Consider the following 14662-nt stretch of genomic DNA (forward strand, 5'->3'; position numbering starts at 1 on the left):
ATAACTCAGAGCGTTAGCTACCATTCAGGACGCACACCTCTGCCAGAGCGTAGCTCGCCGCATCTCTCACGGCGCCGCCACTACCAACCAGGGGTTGTCAACATTCCCGCATCAACCGCCAGCACCTGCCCGGTGATTGATCGTGCCGCCGGGCTCGCTAAAAAGGCGCATGCCGCGGCAACCTCTGCCGCTGTGACCAGCTCTCCGAGCGGCGCGTGCTGCTTCCAGCTGGTAACCCCAGCAGGCCACTGCGCAGCGATTCCCGGGCGCAGAATTAGTCCCGGGGCGACCGCATTAACGCGGATTCGCTGAGCCCCGAGCTCCAGCGCCGCGGCCCGGGCGTGCATATTGAGAGCGGCTTTACTCACCGCGTAATGGGCGTGCCCAGTGGCGGGGCGTTCACCCTCGATTGAAGAAATGTGTGTCACCCACCCTCCTCCGGCGAGAAAACCCGCCGCGGCCTGGGTGGTGAGATGGGCTGCCTGCAGATTAACTGTAAGCAGGTGCTGCCATTCAGTAGCGGTAATTGCGGCAAAGTCTTGCACTGGCTGCACCGCGGCGCAGTTAATCACACCGGTTAGCCCCCCGAGCGCCGCAGCTGCGGCATTCACCGCCGTGTTCGCTGCAGTTGCCGTACCCAAATCAGCAGCAAGCGGATACAGTTCACCGGATGCAACTCCTACATCGGACTTGGCACTCTCCAGTTGCAGCAGCTGCTCGACACGCTGCCGTACCTGCGTTACTGTATTCTCAGCCTGCGTCAGCTTGCGGGCGTGCACCGCCACCGCTGCCCCACGCGCCGCAAAAATCGCCGTTATTTCTTGCCCCAGATGCCCGGCTGCCCCGGTTATCAGTACTTTTTGCCCGGCAAGGGAGGGCAGATCCGCCAATTTAAAATCCATACTGAAATCTTAGCTGGGCAGTACGTGTCAACCGCGGAACGCAGCGGTTATACAGCGAGCTGCAGCCGTCGGCGTCGGCGAGCTGGTAAATTTCACTCGCCAAAGCGGCGCTCTCGGCGCGAATAATCTCGCAGTGCGCGCAGTAAATCAACCTCGCGTAAATCTGGGTACAGCGCCTCCACGAAATAAAATTCCGAGTGTGCCGACTGCCAAATCATAAAGTCACTCAGTCTCTGTTCGCCAGAGGTGCGGATAATCAGGTCAGGATCCACCTGCCCACTGGTCCAGAGGTGCTCACCAATCAGCTCCGGTGTCAACCAAGAAGCGATATCCTCCAGCTTCGACCCCGCATCCAACTGGGTTTCAATTGCGGCATGAACCGCGGCAGTAATTTCGCTACGTCCGCCGTACCCCACCGCCAAATTCACCTGCAGTCCGGTCGCCATCGTGCTCTTTTCGGTAACTCGCTGCAGCGTTTCAGCCAGCGGCTGCGGCAGTTTCGCGGCATCACCAATATGTTTGATGCGCCAGTCACCCCGCGCCGCCAAACCGTTAGCTAGCTGCGCGATAATGTCAAACAACGCCTGCAGCTCAGCGCTGTCGCGGCCCTTCAGGTTGTCTGTGGAGAGCAGGTAAAGCGTCACGGTTTTCACTCCGGCTTCCTCGCACCACCCCAAAAACTCCGGGATCTTTGCAGCTCCGGCACGGTGACCCACGGCTGCAGCTTCCTCCTGACGCAGCCTCGCCCAGCGCCGGTTGCCATCTACAATCACCGCAATGTGCTGTGGCACCCGTGCCGGATCCAAACTACGCCGCAGGCGGTTCTGGTAAATCCGATACAGGATACCGATAGTCTGCAACTTTGCCGAAAATTTAGTCACATCTCTATTCTAGTTGTGTCATTACCCGCCGCTACCTGGACGACACATACCAACGCCACAACTAACACCGAGTACAATGGCAGGATGGCTTCTCAGCAAAACCCGAAATCTGCGGATGCGGCAGCGGATCCACAAGAGCTCACTCTCACCAGCATTCCGCTGCGACACACCACCTCTGCTATCAGCGCAGCCCAACTTGGCGCCGCGGAAACCAGGGTGCAAGCTGCCCCGGCAGTCATTAAGCCGCTGCTGCGCGGCTGGCTTCATGCTGGCACTACCCCGCTCGCGATTGCAGCCGGCATCGTGCTCATTGTGCTGGCACAGGGAGGAATCGCCAAAGCCGGGGCCGCAGTCTATTTGGCCTGCTCGGTGTTGCTATTCGGTAACAGCGCCGTGTACCACATTATTAACTGGTCGCCTCGGGTGAAGCAGGCGCTGCGCCGCGTCGACCATGCAAACATCTTCCTGCTCATTGCCGGCACCTACACTCCCGTTGCGCTCGGAGCATTGCCGCTACCGCGGGCGGCACTGCTGCTCACAATCGTGTGGAGTGGAGCGCTGCTGGGAATTATCTTCCGAGTTTTTTGGCTCAGCGCACCACGCTGGCTCTATGTCTCACTGTATGTCGGGCTAGGCTGGGCTGCGCTGTTCTTCTTCAGCGAGATGCTGCAGGCAAACGTCCCAGCGATGATTCTGGTTGCCGTCGGTGGCCTACTCTACACCATCGGAGCGATATGCTACGGTTTCAAATGGCCTCTGCGCAACAACAAATACTTCGGTTTCCATGAGCTGTTTCACGCCTGCACTGTCGCGGCTTTCTTCTGCCATTGGACAGCCGCGCTATTGGCACTTTTAGATCCGCTTTACCTGCGCTAACTTAAACTCAGCTATGGTCGGCTCAAGCGCCCCCAGCGGCGAGTAGCCTATGCTGCGGGACGCTCCGGGTTTTGCGGCTCAGCGTTTGCTCCATCTGTAGCCGCTGCCCCGCTTACCGTACCGGTCCCGTCGGTGGCGTCCGTGCCCGTGTTTCGCGCCGCCAGCTCCTCCGCAATCTCCGCCCGTATCTGCTCCCGATAGCTGATTCGTCGCAGGGTACGCACCAATGGGAAACTCAAACCAATTACTGCGAGCGCACTCAGCGCAATAATTGCAAAACCAAGCGGGCCGCTGGTGACAGTGTCCGGATCAAGCTCCGGCACTCCAGGGTTGGGCTGCAACCGTAAAACACCGTTTAGTACCAGCTCAGCCTGCAGGGCGGTGTGCAATAAAACAGTCATCATATTCCTTATATTTTAGGCGGTAATTCAGGTTTGCGCCGGCGCGGCACCGGGTGCAGCCACAGCGGTCTCCGCCGCCACTGCGGCAGCGGCGGGAGGTGCGGCAGCAGCAGGAGTCGCGGCAGCGGCGATTTGCTGCGCCGTAATCCCCGCAAACAAATCAGTCTCCGGAGTGGTGGTTGGCACTCTGCTCGCCGCCAAGCGGAAATCTTCGGTGGGCCAGGCGGCGCGCACAATGTGGTTCGGCAAAAAGAAGAACTGGTGCTCAGGCTCCACCTGGCTAGCGTGCGCCCGTAGCGCCGCATCACGAATCTCCAAGTGTTTCGCGACGTTAATGCGGGTTGTGGCGTGGTTGGGACGATCCGCCATCCGTTCATGCATCTGCGCCAAATACGCTGCGTGTGCGCTCTCCGGCTCATACTGTTGCACCCAGTCACTCAGCGCAGCAACTCGCGCGGGGTTAAAAATCTCATCGTAATACAGTTTTGAAATCTTCCACGGAGCCCCAGTTTCTGGGTATGCATTAGGGTCGCCGGCGAGCTCCCAAGCACGATAGCTGATTTCGTGACAGCGAATATGATCCGGGTGTGGGTATCCGCCATTCTCGTTGTAGGTCACCAGCACATGCGGCTTAAAATCGCGCACAATGCGCAGCAGTGCCGCAACCTGTGGTCCAGTCGGCAGCCCCGCGAATGACAGCGGATCAACCGGGGTGCCTTCAGGCGGCAATCCCGAGTCCGGGTACCCCAGCCAGCGATGCTGAAAACCAATCAGTTGCTGGGCCAGCGCCATTTCACCGCGGCGATACCCGCCAATATCGCGCTGGGCGGCCGGATCCGCAGCCACCTGCTGATTTAAAATCTCGCCCTGTTCACCTCCGGTGCAGGTAACCACCATTACCTCATAGCCGCGCTCTAAATAGTAAGCATAGGTGCCGGCGCCTTTGCTTGACTCGTCGTCGGGGTGGGCGTGCACGGCCAATAATCTGAGGCTCATGTGAAGCTCTGCCATCCTTTCAGGCGGAAACAATTTTTCCAGGGTAATCTAGCAATAGTAGTTTAATCTTTTTTGTAGAGAGTCTGATGAGAAAAGCTACCCACGCCTCAGATGAAGCATTTGAAGACGGTCCGCAACAGTCCCGTGCTGTGGTGCGCAATGACGAGCTGTTGCAGACCCGCTACGGGGCCGGCAAAAAACAGCGCGGAGACCGTTTAGCGTTGCTGCTCGGTGGTGGGGTACTCGCCGCGCTGGTGCTTTCCTTTATCGGCACAATGCTGTTCAACCAGAGCGTCACTAGTATCTCTTACAGTGACCTCAGCTACCAGGTAACCTCCAACAGCGCCACGGTGACCTTCGAGGTGACGCGGGTTGATCCATCTCTCCAGGTGGCCTGCGCCGTCGAGGCTTTAAGCGAGAGCCACGCCCCGGTGGGGTACAAAATCGTGAAAATCCTGCCAAGCACCGCCACTCGGGAGGTGCTCACGGTAGCGCTTCGCACCACGTTGCCGCCAACAGCTGCAGCTGTGTCAAAGTGCTGGGTTGTGGCTTCCTAAAGGCGCAGCTGCTAGAATTGCGGTAACCAACTCCGCACCCAGCGCGGAGTTTTTTACTACACACAACATCATTAAACGTCAATATACGTACGAACGGAGCCCCATGTCTGAAAACGCTACCTGGCTGACACAAGGCGCATACGACCGACTGCGCGCCGAGCTTGAGCAGCTCAGCACCGAGGGCCGCAAAGAAATCGCGGCACGCATCGAGGCGGCACGCGAAGAGGGAGATCTAAAAGAAAACGGTGGCTACCACGCCGCTAAAGATGAGCAGGGCAAAATGGAAGCCCGCATTCGCGACCTCGAAGAACTGCTAAAACACGCTGTTGTGACTGAAGCGCCGGAAAGCACCGGAGTTGTTGAGGTTGGCACTGTTATCACCGCCGAGATTTTTGGCGATGCAGAAAAGTTCCTGCTCGGCAGTCGCGAAATCGGCGAGGGCACCGAGCTTGAGGTTTACAGCCCGGAAAGCCCACTGGGCACAGCTATTTTGGGGCTGCGCATCGGAGAGGAAACCACCTATGAGGCGCCGAACGGGAAACAGATTCCGGTAAAGGTGCTGCAGGTTGAAACCTTCAACGACTAGTCGCTACCGCTGCTAGTCCCATAGCGCATGCCGCCCACAGGTGTGCGCTAGTGCGGGTTGCTGCTTGCCGTGCGGCGGCGCGACCGCAGCGATCCACCCCAGTCCTAAATTGAAAAGCGCAACGGAAGTACCGCAGTGACTGCAAACGAAAAATTTCAAGTTGATTTATCTGGTCTCGTTAATTTGCTTTCACGGCACCTATATTCGGGGCCGCAGGTCTATATTCGAGAGCTGCTGCAAAACGGGATTGACGCGATTACCGCGGCGCATCAGGTTGACCCGCTAACGCCCGCGGAGATTCGCATTATGGTGGATCCCGCGACCGGCACGATTGAAGTCACCGACACCGGAGTGGGGCTCAGCTCCTCGCAGGCGCGGGAGCTGCTGGCGACGATTGGCAAGTCATCAAAGCGCGATACCGAACTGGGTTTTGGTCGCGCAGAATTTTTGGGGCAATTCGGCATCGGACTGCTGGCGACATTTATGATTGCTGACTCGGTGACCGTGATTTCGCAGGCGCGGGTCACTGCCGGGCAGCCGCAGCCCGCACCGATTGTGTGGGTTGGCAACGCCCAGGGCACCTTCACAGTGACCGAAACCACCAGCGCCGAGATTCCGGAGGCAATTCGGGAGGGCGGTTCAATGGTGCGGCTCACTGCCCGTGTTGACGCACAAAACTGGGTCAGCCCGGAAACAGTCTTGAACCTGGCACAAAACTATGGTGAGCTGCTGCCGTTACCGGTTTTATTCGCGGTTAAAGACGGCGCACATCCGCTGCTCTGGGAGCGTCTCACCCGCAATAACGTACCCTGGCAGACTGCCTATGCTACGGCAGCTGAACGCAACTTAGCATTGCAGGACTACGCGGTTGAGATGTTTGGTTTTGCCCCGCTCGGAACGATTGACATTTCAGTGCCGACGCTCGGCATCAGCGGTGTTGCGTTTGTGTTGCCGCAGGCAGTGTCGCCGGGGTCTGGGCAGCATACGGTGTACCTAAAGCGGATGCTGCTCGGCACCAACATCGACAACCTGCTCCCGGAATGGGCTTTCTTTGTGCGGGCGATCCTCGACACCGACAGCCTCAGCCCAACCGCGAGCCGTGAACAGCTGCACGACGACAATCGGCTAGCGCTGGCGCGAGAAGCGATTGGCACAATCATTAAAAACTGGATGCGCGAACAACTGCAGCACATCACCCCGGAAGTGATGGAGTTTCTAGAGATTCACAATCTCGCAATGCGTGCGGTCGCGGCGCAGGATGACGAGATGCTGGAGCTAATCGTAGACACGCTCCCCTACGAGACCACCGCAGGCGCCCTGACCCTGCGCGAAGCGGAGCGCCTCAGCGGCGGACAGCTGCTTTACACCTCTCGCATTAAAGACTTTAAGCGCAGTGCAACGGTGGCACGGGCAGCCGATTTGATTGTGCTTAATGCTGGCTACGCCTACGACAATCTGCTCATCGGAAAACTACAGACGGAGCTCGGTTGGCAGCTTCGGGAACTGGCAGCCGAGGATCTTACGGCCGCACTGACAACCCCGCCGGTAGAGCGAGAAATGGCTACCGCGGCGCAGTTGACGCAGGCCCGTTTCCTGTTGGAGTCCCAGGATTGTGATGTGCTGCTGCGCGCCTTTGAGCCGCCGACGCTGCCGGCAATTCTGCTGCAGGATCGGGAACGTGACTTTCATGCCCTGTGGGACCAGGATGAGGGAACTGATACCGCCGCGGATATGTGGGAAGGTTTACTCAATTCTTTCGACACACACGAGAGCAAAACCCGCACGCTGGTGTTGAACGATAACGCCGCGGTTGTGCAGCAGTTGCTTGGCAGTGACGACTCAGAAATTTTTGCTGCTGGCCTCACCACGCTTTATATTTCTGCGATTGCGCTGACCGGGGAGGGTCTGCATCACGCCGAAACCGCGGCTCTCAGCGCAGCCCTACACCAGCTGCTGCAAGCAGCTCTCGATGATCGCGCCAGCTAAGGGAGGCACCGTATGAGCCCATTTGAGTTCATCACTAAGTTTCGCGAGATTCAGGACACTCCCTACGGCCCGGCTCGCATTGCGCTATGCGAAGCGCTACTGCAGGATGTGCTGACGAGCAATGAGAGACAGAATCTGCCACTGGTTTATGCGGAGTTAACCGAGGCATACACCTTTGGCGGAGAGGCCCACAAGGCGTTCACGGTTTTTGCGCGGCAGCTGCAACTATGGGAAAAATCTCCAGAGCTGTTTGACAGCAACGACGAAAAAACCATGTTTTGGCAGTTCAAATGGATTGCCGGCGAAATTAGCAACTATGTCAATATTTCGATGCGTCAAATCGAAGCGTTTCTCGACGACATGGAGCGGCGCTTCCGGCTTGCAGGCTACGGCCTGATGGCGCCGCGAGTAGCACGCTTTGAGTGCGCGTTCAAAACCGGGCAGCCAAACGCTGAGGAGCTTCGCAAGCAGTGGCTGGCGACCCCGGAAGATGAGTTTAACGAGTGTCCAGCTTGCGTTATAGGCACGCAATTAAGCTTCTTCTTGTCGCAGCAGCGGTGGGAAGATGCGGTGACCCTCGGGAGCACACAAACTTTCAGCTGCAACATTGAGCCCAGTAACACTCACTTCCAGCTGATGTTGGCTGAACTCATGCTGGGCCATCCAGAGCAGGCAGCGCAACACATGCTGCTCGGGGAGGCCACCGCAAACTCTGCACACGGCAGCAACGATCGTCCACAGGCTCACGGCTGCCTCATCGAGGCATTGGGCCGCGGCGGCGCATTACCAGAGGTGTTGGAGTGTCTACGCCTGGCTGGCTTTAACAAAACCCCGCGGCGGCAACAGGAGCTGAGCACTATCGATGCGTTCCGCTCCCGGATCCACATTATTGCCGCTATTTCCGCGCTTCTAGCAGGTGGTGTGGATCCCGCCACAGCAACTTCATATCGTGAACCGGAGCTCGCTACTTTGGGGGCGCTGCGTGACTGGGCTGCCGCGACAGCGCAGGAGTTAGCAAGTGTTTTCGATGCCCGTAACGGCAACACTTTCTTCGCGGAGCAACTAGCATGTGCCCTGAATGCACAGCCGGCTTCAGCGCTACTACCTGATATGACTGAGTTTAGAAACCAGGTCTAGTGTGTTAAAACCGTAAACCGGGGGTTGCAGTGCCTGCACTGCAACCCCCGGTTTACGAGCTAACTACTTGATCAGGTTAAGAGTTAGCGGATACTTGTACGGTTTACCATTGTTAGCAGCAATCGCGGCCATCACCGGGAAAATAATTGACATCAGGTAGCTGGCAAGCAGTATCAGACCGCCTACGATTAAGAACACCAACGGCACAACCAAGACTAGAAAAATTATACCAAGCACCACTAGGAGCCCGCCAATGAGCTGCCATACCAGCATATTTAGGGCAAAATTCAAAGAGCCTGAGCTATGCTCCCGCACAAACCAGCTCTCGTCTTTCTTCATCAGATAGATGACCAAAGCCGGAATCCACATCAAGAGGCCGGCTGACAGAAGCAACCCCACCAGAATGCTCAAGTGCGAAGCTAATGACCAAGTGCGCTCTTCAGCAGTAACCTCAGGCTGGGCGTACTGTGGCGCAGCGTATTGGGCGTTGGCAGACATTTTTTCCTTTCGACACTGCTCATTTTATAACCTTTTAACAGGAAATTTCTGTGTGTATAGACTGCTGACCACTGCTCAAACTAGCGGCTAGATAGTTTACCTAATGCGCAGCCACCTGTTCTAACTGCTCCAAGCTCTTGCCCCTGGTCTCACGCACGAACCGCGTCACGAAAAGCCACGACGCGATGTTAATGACCGCAAAAATGGCGAAGATTCCCATCCCCACTGCCGCCACCAGAGTTGGTACCAAAAGACCGAGAGTGGCGTTTGCCAACCAGAGCACCAGCACCGCTAACCCCATACCAAGGCCGCGCCACTGCAGCGGGAAAATCTCAGAGAGATAAACCCATGTTGCAAGATTCAAAAACAGCTGAATCGATCCGATCATCAGCAGCACAAGGGTCAGGAAAACCCATCCGCGAGTTAGGCTCGGCTCCGGGAACAGCAGCAGCATCGCAACCGCGATGAAGATGTGCGCCACCGCGGTAAGCCCGTAGCCATACATAAAGTTGGTGCGACGCCCGATGCGATCCATAATTAACAGCGCAACAATGCCGGTGACGACCGAAATTACACCAGGAGCGATATTAACCCAACCGAGCATCTCCTCGCTAAAACCGGATTCCTTCAGCAGCCGCTGCCCATAATACATGATGGCGTTCACTCCGGTGAACTGCTGCGCCACCCCAAGCACCGCAGCCAAACCTAAAATTCCCAGCAGCTGGGGATTGCGTAGCACCACGGCCACACCTGGACGCTGCCGCGTAGTTTGGGCTAACCGTTGACTTTCTACCGCAGTTTTTATTTCCGCAAGCTCCGCAACAGCGCGTTCACGAGAACGCACGGTGCGCAAAACCTGCAGCGCGATTTTATCGTCACCACGCTCCACTAGCCACCGCGGGGACTCGGGCATACGCAGCATCCCGACAAACAGTGCCGCAGCGGGCACCGCGGAGACCAGGAACATAAGACGCCACAGCCCCGGAGTATTAAGCCCCACAACCTCAGCAATAATCGCGTTAATAATGAAGGCGAGCATCTGCCCTACCACGATCATCAACTCATTTCGCCCAGAAAGCGAACCCCGAATCTCGTAGGGAGACAACTCCGCCAGATAGATTGGCACCACCACAGAAACTCCGCCGACCGCAAATCCCAACAGGGCCCGACCGACGACAATTGTCGCCAAACCAGCTTGGCTGAAAGCGCCGTAGGTTTCACCTCCCGGTGAGAAAACCACCAGCATCGTGCCTGCGAAAAACAGGAGCGACAACAGAATGATGGTGTATTTCCGGCCGAAGCGATCGGCAAGCTTGCCACACACCAGAGCCCCGATGGCGGCAGCAAAAGCCAGAGAGCTAATCACCAGACCGACTTGCAAATCACTCAGCGCCAGCTCTGCCTGCAGCGGCCTCTCGGCACCGTTAATCACGCCGGTGTCATAGCCAAAGAGCAAGCCGCCGATGGTGGCAACTCCTGCGACAACGCCGAGGCGACGGTGTTGCGACCCTTTAGTGAGCGGCGGCAATGCCGCCACGGTGGAAGCTCCAGCTGCAGCCTTCACAGTCATATTTTCTCCCTGGTTGTAAATATGCTGCTAGCTGCAACAAAATCCTGCTCTTTTTTATTCCCAGATTTTCTGCCTTCAAAACACCCGGCGTTAAAAGCATGAGCTAACCTGAACACCCGCACTTACAAAACACTCACGGTAAAGTAACGGGCCGGAACACCGCGCCACCCGCAGCATCCCGGCCCGCAGCCGACAGCTAGCACTGCCGCTTACCAATCACATAACTTAGTCGTTCTGTGGAAAGCCTAGGTTGATCCCCCCGTGTAGCGCAGGGTCAAGCCAACGGCTGGTGATTGCTTTCTCTCTAGTAAAGAAATCAAAGCCCTGCACCCCATACGCCTTGGCATCACCGAAAAGCGAGTTCTTCCACCCACCGAAGGAGTGATAGGCAACCGGGACAGGAATCGGAACGTTAATGCCGATCATGCCCACTTCAATCTCATGCTGGAAGCGTCGTGCAGCGCCACCATCATTGGTGAAGATAGCGGTGCCATTACCGAACATTCCAGAGTTGATAAGGCTAACACCCTCGTCGAAACTGGAAACCCGCACCACGCTTAGCACCGGACCGAAAATCTCCTCGGTGTAAGCGCGGCTGGTGGTTGGCACGTTGTCGAGCAAGGTTGGGCCGAGGAAGAAACCGCCCTCACAACCTGGCACTTGCAGGTTACGACCGTCAACAACCACATCAGCGCCATCAGCCTCCGCAATTTCCACGTAGCTGGCTACCTTATCACGGTGCGCCGCAGTGATCAGCGGCCCCATATCTGGCTCCACCTCCGCTGCTCCGTCACCAATCTTCAGCGAGCCGATGCGCTCCTTAATTTTTGCAACCAGCTCATCGGCGATGGTGTCAAGTGCCAAAACCACTGAAATCGCCATACAACGTTCACCGGCCGCACCGTAGCCGGCGTTAATCGCTGCATCAGCTGCGAGGTCAAGATCGGCATCCGGCAGCACCAACATGTGGTTTTTGGCACCGCCCAGTGCCTGCACTCGCTTGCCGTGCCGCGCGGCAGTTTCGTAAATGTACTGCGCGATAGGCGTGGAACCCACAAATGAGATAGAGGCCACATCAGGGTTAGTTAGCAGTTCATCAACCGCGATTTTGTCGCCGTTTACCACGGTGAAAACCCCGTCAGGCAGCCCGGCTTCTTGCAGCAGGCGCGCAATCCAGATAGAAGCAGAAGGGTTTTTTTCCGAAGGCTTCACAATCACCGCATTGCCGGCAGCGAGCGCAATCGGGAAGAACCACATCGGCACCATCACTGGGAAGTTAAATGGGCTGATAATGCCTGCTACACCAAGCGGCTGTTTCAAGCTGTAAACGTCAATCCCGGTTGAAGCATTCTCTGAATAGGCGCCTTTCACCAGATGCGGAAACCCGCAGGCGAGCTCCACAACCTCTTGCCCACGCAGAATCTCACCCATAGCATCAGACAGCACTTTGCCGTGCTCGCGAGTAATAATCGCGGCCAGCTCTGCCTTGCGCGCGTTGAGCAGTTCACGGAAGTTAAACAGCACTGCCTGTCGCCGCGCGATGCTGAGTTTGCTCCAGGTTTTAAACCCGGCACGAGCTGAAGCAATCGCCGCTACCAGCTCCTCCTGGGTGGCAAGCTGCACCCGTGCAATTTCATCGCCAGTGGCAGGGTTGTATACAGGTGCAAAGTTACCGCTAGTGCCCTGCTTCTCACGGCCGTCAATCCAGTGCGGAATAACCGGAACAGCACTCATTGTTTCTCCTTCGATGTTCTGTGCCGAATAAATCTTTAGTTACTACTATGGCACAATTCAGCGCCCAAAACATCACAGTTTGGAGAACAATTTAGAAACGCACCATCATCTTCCTGGCCCAATCAATACTCTGCATCCAAGGTCAAGGCTTACCGTTGCCGTGCAGCAGCAATTTGCGTGTGCAGGAGCTGCAACTGCTCTGCAACCCGGGTACTCGAGGTGCCACCTAGTCCGGTACGGCTGTTAACCGAGCCTTGAATTGTGAGCACTTCACGCACTGCTGGGGTGAGATGCGGGCTAATCTCTGCCAGCTCTGCGTCACTCGCCTCGTGCAGCTCCAACCCACGCGATTCGCAGTAGGCAACCAGCTCTCCGGAAATCTCATGTGCATCACGGAACACAACAGACTGCTTCACCAACCACTCCGCCACATCGGTTGCGAGTGAGAAACCACGTGGCGCGGCAGCAGCCATCTTTGCAGTGTCAAAACTCGCCGTGGCGACCATCCCAGTAAACGCAGGCAGCAGCACCTGCAGCTGTTTCACAGAGTCAAACACCGGCTCTTTATCCTCTTGCAAATCTCGGTTGTACGCCAGTGCCAGCGCCTTAAAGGTAGCTAGCAACCCACTCAGATTGCCGATGAGCCGCCCTGCCTTCCCTCGCGCCAACTCAGCAATATCGGGGTTCTTTTTCTGCGGCATAATCGAGGATCCGGTGGAGTAACCATCGTGCAGCTTAATAAAACCAAACTCCGCGGTGTTCCAAATAATAATTTCCTCGGCAAAACGTGACAAATCCACCGCAATCTGCGCCGCAATATAGGCAAACTCGCTGACCACATCCCTTGCAGCAGTGCCATCAATTGAATTTTCCAGTGGCTTACCGAGGCCAAGTTCAGCCGCTACCAGCTGCGGATCCAACCCCAGTGAAGACCCTGCCAGTGCCCCGCCACCGTATGGCGAACGCCAAGCGCGTTTGCGCCAATCCTGTAACCGCTCCACATCGCGCAGCAGCGGCCACGCGTGAGCTGCAAGCTGGTGCGCCAGCAACACCGGCTGTGCAGACTGCAAGTGGGTGCGACCCGGCAAAATCGCGTCTGGATATGCCTCCGCCTGCGCCGCAATCGCGGTTGCAAGATCGAGCAGCATCTCCTGCAGGATATCGCTGTTGTCGAGCAAATACATCCTAATAAAGGTGGCAATCTGATCATTGCGGCTGCGTCCGGCACGTAGTTTGCCGCCGAGCTGTGCGCCGGCAATCTCGGTCAGCCCGCGCTCCAGCGCCGAGTGCACATCTTCGTCGCTGGGCTGCGGCACGAAAGTACCGTTTATCACTCGCTCCAAAAGCTCTCCCAGCGCCTGTTGCATCTGGATCAGCTCAGCGTCACTGAGGTATCCTGCCGCGTGCAGAGCTTTTGCGTGTGCCTGTGACCCACGAATGTCGTACGGCGCCAACTCCCAGTCGAAATGAGTGGAGCGGCTGAGCGCCACCAATTCGGGCGCGGGGCCGCTGGCAAAACGCCCGCCCCACAGCGCTCCAGCTTCTCCGGCACGGTTACCCTGCTGTGTTTTTTGCTCTTGCATGTGCGCACCTCGTCTAGTTTTCTGTGTGTTCCAGCAACCAAGTCATTAACGCTTTTTGGGCGTGCAAACGGTTTTCAGCTTCGTCCCAAATCACTGATTGGGGGCCGTCAATCACATCCGCGGCAACCTCATATCCGCGGTACGCGGGGAGGCAATGCATAAAAATCGCGTCCGGCTGCGCTTGCCGCATCAGCTCCGCGGTGACCTGATAGGGGGTAAAAGCTTTGACTCGGGCTGCTTTTTCTGCCTCCTGACCCATCGAAACCCAGGTATCAGTGATGACCACGTCTGCTCCCGAAATTGCGGCGGCTGGATCCACCCCCACAGCGATGCTGCCGCCCGCGCCACGGGCGATTTCCGTGGCGCGCTGCAGCACTGCCGGCGCTGGCTGGTACGCTGCCGGGCCGGCGAGCCGCACGTGCATTCCCGCCGTCGCCAACCCCAGCAGATATGAGTTAGCCATGTTGTTGGCAGTGTCGCCGAGATAAGCGGCGGTTAGCCCCGCCAGCTGCCCCTTGTGTTCCATAATAGTGAGCAGGTCAGCGAGAATCTGGCAAGGATGAAAATCATCCGTGAGGGCGTTAATAACCGGGATGCTGCTGTGTTCTGCCATCTCCACAACTGCCTGCTGTGAGTCAGTGCGCCACACCACCAGGCTTGCCATCCGCGAGAACACCCGGGCGGTGTCGGCGATGCTCTCTTTCGCGCCGAGCTGCGCCTCACCCGGGTTGATAATGAGTGGTTCGCCGCCCAACTCGGCGATGCCCGCGGCAAAGCTAAGCCGGGTCCGCGTGGAGGTTTTATCAAACATCACAATCGCGGTGCGCGGCCCGGCAAGGGGTTTTGAGCCGCCGTAACGGTCTGCTTTCAGGGCAGCCGCAAGCTTAAGCACTTGCTGCTGTTCCGCGGTTGTAAGATCGTCGTCTCGCAGAAAGTGTCTTACCATGGCTGCCCT

14 protein-coding genes are annotated in these 14662 nt (G+C 57.3%); 5 read left to right on the forward strand and 9 right to left on the reverse strand.

Features of this window, described 5'->3' with window-relative positions; genetic code table 11:
* Positions 1 to 80: 80 nt before the first annotated feature.
* Together F5897_RS06450 and uppS are read right to left on the reverse strand one after the other, a co-directional pair.
* Positions 81 to 902 carry an SDR family NAD(P)-dependent oxidoreductase gene (locus F5897_RS06450; RefSeq protein ID WP_183304919.1) on the reverse strand — a complete coding sequence of 274 codons (822 nt, stop codon included), beginning with the start codon at positions 900 to 902 and terminating at the stop codon, positions 81 to 83.
* Between the two features lie 92 nt (positions 903 to 994).
* A complete protein-coding gene (gene uppS, locus F5897_RS06455; RefSeq protein ID WP_233574379.1) occupies positions 995 to 1783 on the reverse strand; it encodes a polyprenyl diphosphate synthase in 789 nt (262 codons plus the stop codon).
* An 84-nt stretch (positions 1784 to 1867) separates the two neighbouring features.
* On the opposite strand from uppS, the gene trhA reads away from it, so the two are divergent.
* A complete protein-coding gene (gene trhA, locus F5897_RS06460) occupies positions 1868 to 2659 on the forward strand; it encodes a PAQR family membrane homeostasis protein TrhA (RefSeq protein ID WP_183304920.1) in 792 nt (263 codons plus the stop codon).
* Between the two features lie 47 nt (positions 2660 to 2706).
* On the opposite strand, the gene F5897_RS06465 is transcribed toward trhA, so the two are convergent.
* Together F5897_RS06465 and mca are read right to left on the reverse strand one after the other, a co-directional pair.
* Positions 2707 to 3060, reverse strand: coding sequence for a hypothetical protein (locus F5897_RS06465; protein ID WP_183304922.1), 354 nt, complete (start codon positions 3058 to 3060; stop codon positions 2707 to 2709).
* A gap of 27 nt (positions 3061 to 3087) precedes the next feature.
* Positions 3088 to 4056 (reverse strand): mycothiol conjugate amidase Mca, encoded by a 969-nt coding sequence (gene mca, locus F5897_RS06470; RefSeq protein ID WP_183304923.1) that lies wholly within the window; start codon positions 4054 to 4056, stop codon positions 3088 to 3090.
* Positions 4057 to 4142: 86 nt separating this feature from the next.
* Here mca and F5897_RS06475 point away from each other — a divergent pair, with 86 nt between their 5' ends.
* The 4 genes from F5897_RS06475 (at position 4143) to F5897_RS06490 (ending at position 8322) form a co-directional block, all read left to right on the forward strand.
* Positions 4143 to 4613: a DUF4307 domain-containing protein gene (locus F5897_RS06475; RefSeq protein ID WP_124825010.1), complete on the forward strand. Its 471-nt coding sequence runs from the start codon at positions 4143 to 4145 to the stop codon at positions 4611 to 4613.
* A gap of 103 nt (positions 4614 to 4716) precedes the next feature.
* Entirely contained in the window at positions 4717 to 5199 is a 483-nt protein-coding gene (gene greA, locus F5897_RS06480) for a transcription elongation factor GreA (RefSeq protein ID WP_124825009.1), read from the forward strand.
* A gap of 135 nt (positions 5200 to 5334) precedes the next feature.
* Positions 5335 to 7185: an HSP90 family protein gene (locus tag F5897_RS06485; protein WP_124825008.1), complete on the forward strand. Its 1851-nt coding sequence runs from the start codon at positions 5335 to 5337 to the stop codon at positions 7183 to 7185.
* A 12-nt stretch (positions 7186 to 7197) separates the two neighbouring features.
* Positions 7198 to 8322 (forward strand): hypothetical protein, encoded by a 1125-nt coding sequence (locus tag F5897_RS06490; protein ID WP_183304924.1) that lies wholly within the window; start codon positions 7198 to 7200, stop codon positions 8320 to 8322.
* Between the two features lie 63 nt (positions 8323 to 8385).
* Here F5897_RS06490 and F5897_RS06495 read toward each other — a convergent pair whose 3' ends face one another.
* The 5 genes from F5897_RS06495 to argF form a co-directional block, all read right to left on the reverse strand.
* Positions 8386 to 8820: a DUF4870 domain-containing protein gene (locus F5897_RS06495; protein ID WP_124825006.1), complete on the reverse strand. Its 435-nt coding sequence runs from the start codon at positions 8818 to 8820 to the stop codon at positions 8386 to 8388.
* Between the two features lie 100 nt (positions 8821 to 8920).
* Positions 8921 to 10390, reverse strand: a complete 1470-nt coding sequence (locus F5897_RS06500) for a sugar porter family MFS transporter (protein WP_183304925.1) — start codon at positions 10388 to 10390, stop codon at positions 8921 to 8923.
* Positions 10391 to 10615: 225 nt separating this feature from the next.
* Positions 10616 to 12124, reverse strand: coding sequence for a CoA-acylating methylmalonate-semialdehyde dehydrogenase (locus tag F5897_RS06505; RefSeq protein WP_124825004.1), 1509 nt, complete (start codon positions 12122 to 12124; stop codon positions 10616 to 10618).
* Positions 12125 to 12273: 149 nt separating this feature from the next.
* Positions 12274 to 13707 (reverse strand): argininosuccinate lyase, encoded by a 1434-nt coding sequence (gene argH / locus F5897_RS06510; RefSeq protein WP_183304926.1) that lies wholly within the window; start codon positions 13705 to 13707, stop codon positions 12274 to 12276.
* Positions 13708 to 13720: 13 nt separating this feature from the next.
* Positions 13721 to 14653, reverse strand: coding sequence for an ornithine carbamoyltransferase (gene argF / locus F5897_RS06515; RefSeq protein ID WP_183304927.1), 933 nt, complete (start codon positions 14651 to 14653; stop codon positions 13721 to 13723).
* Positions 14654 to 14662: the final 9 nt, after the last annotated feature.

It is taken from the genome of Canibacter oris, from assembly GCF_014197205.1.
Classification (GTDB): Bacteria; Actinomycetota; Actinomycetes; order Actinomycetales; family Microbacteriaceae; genus Canibacter; species Canibacter oris.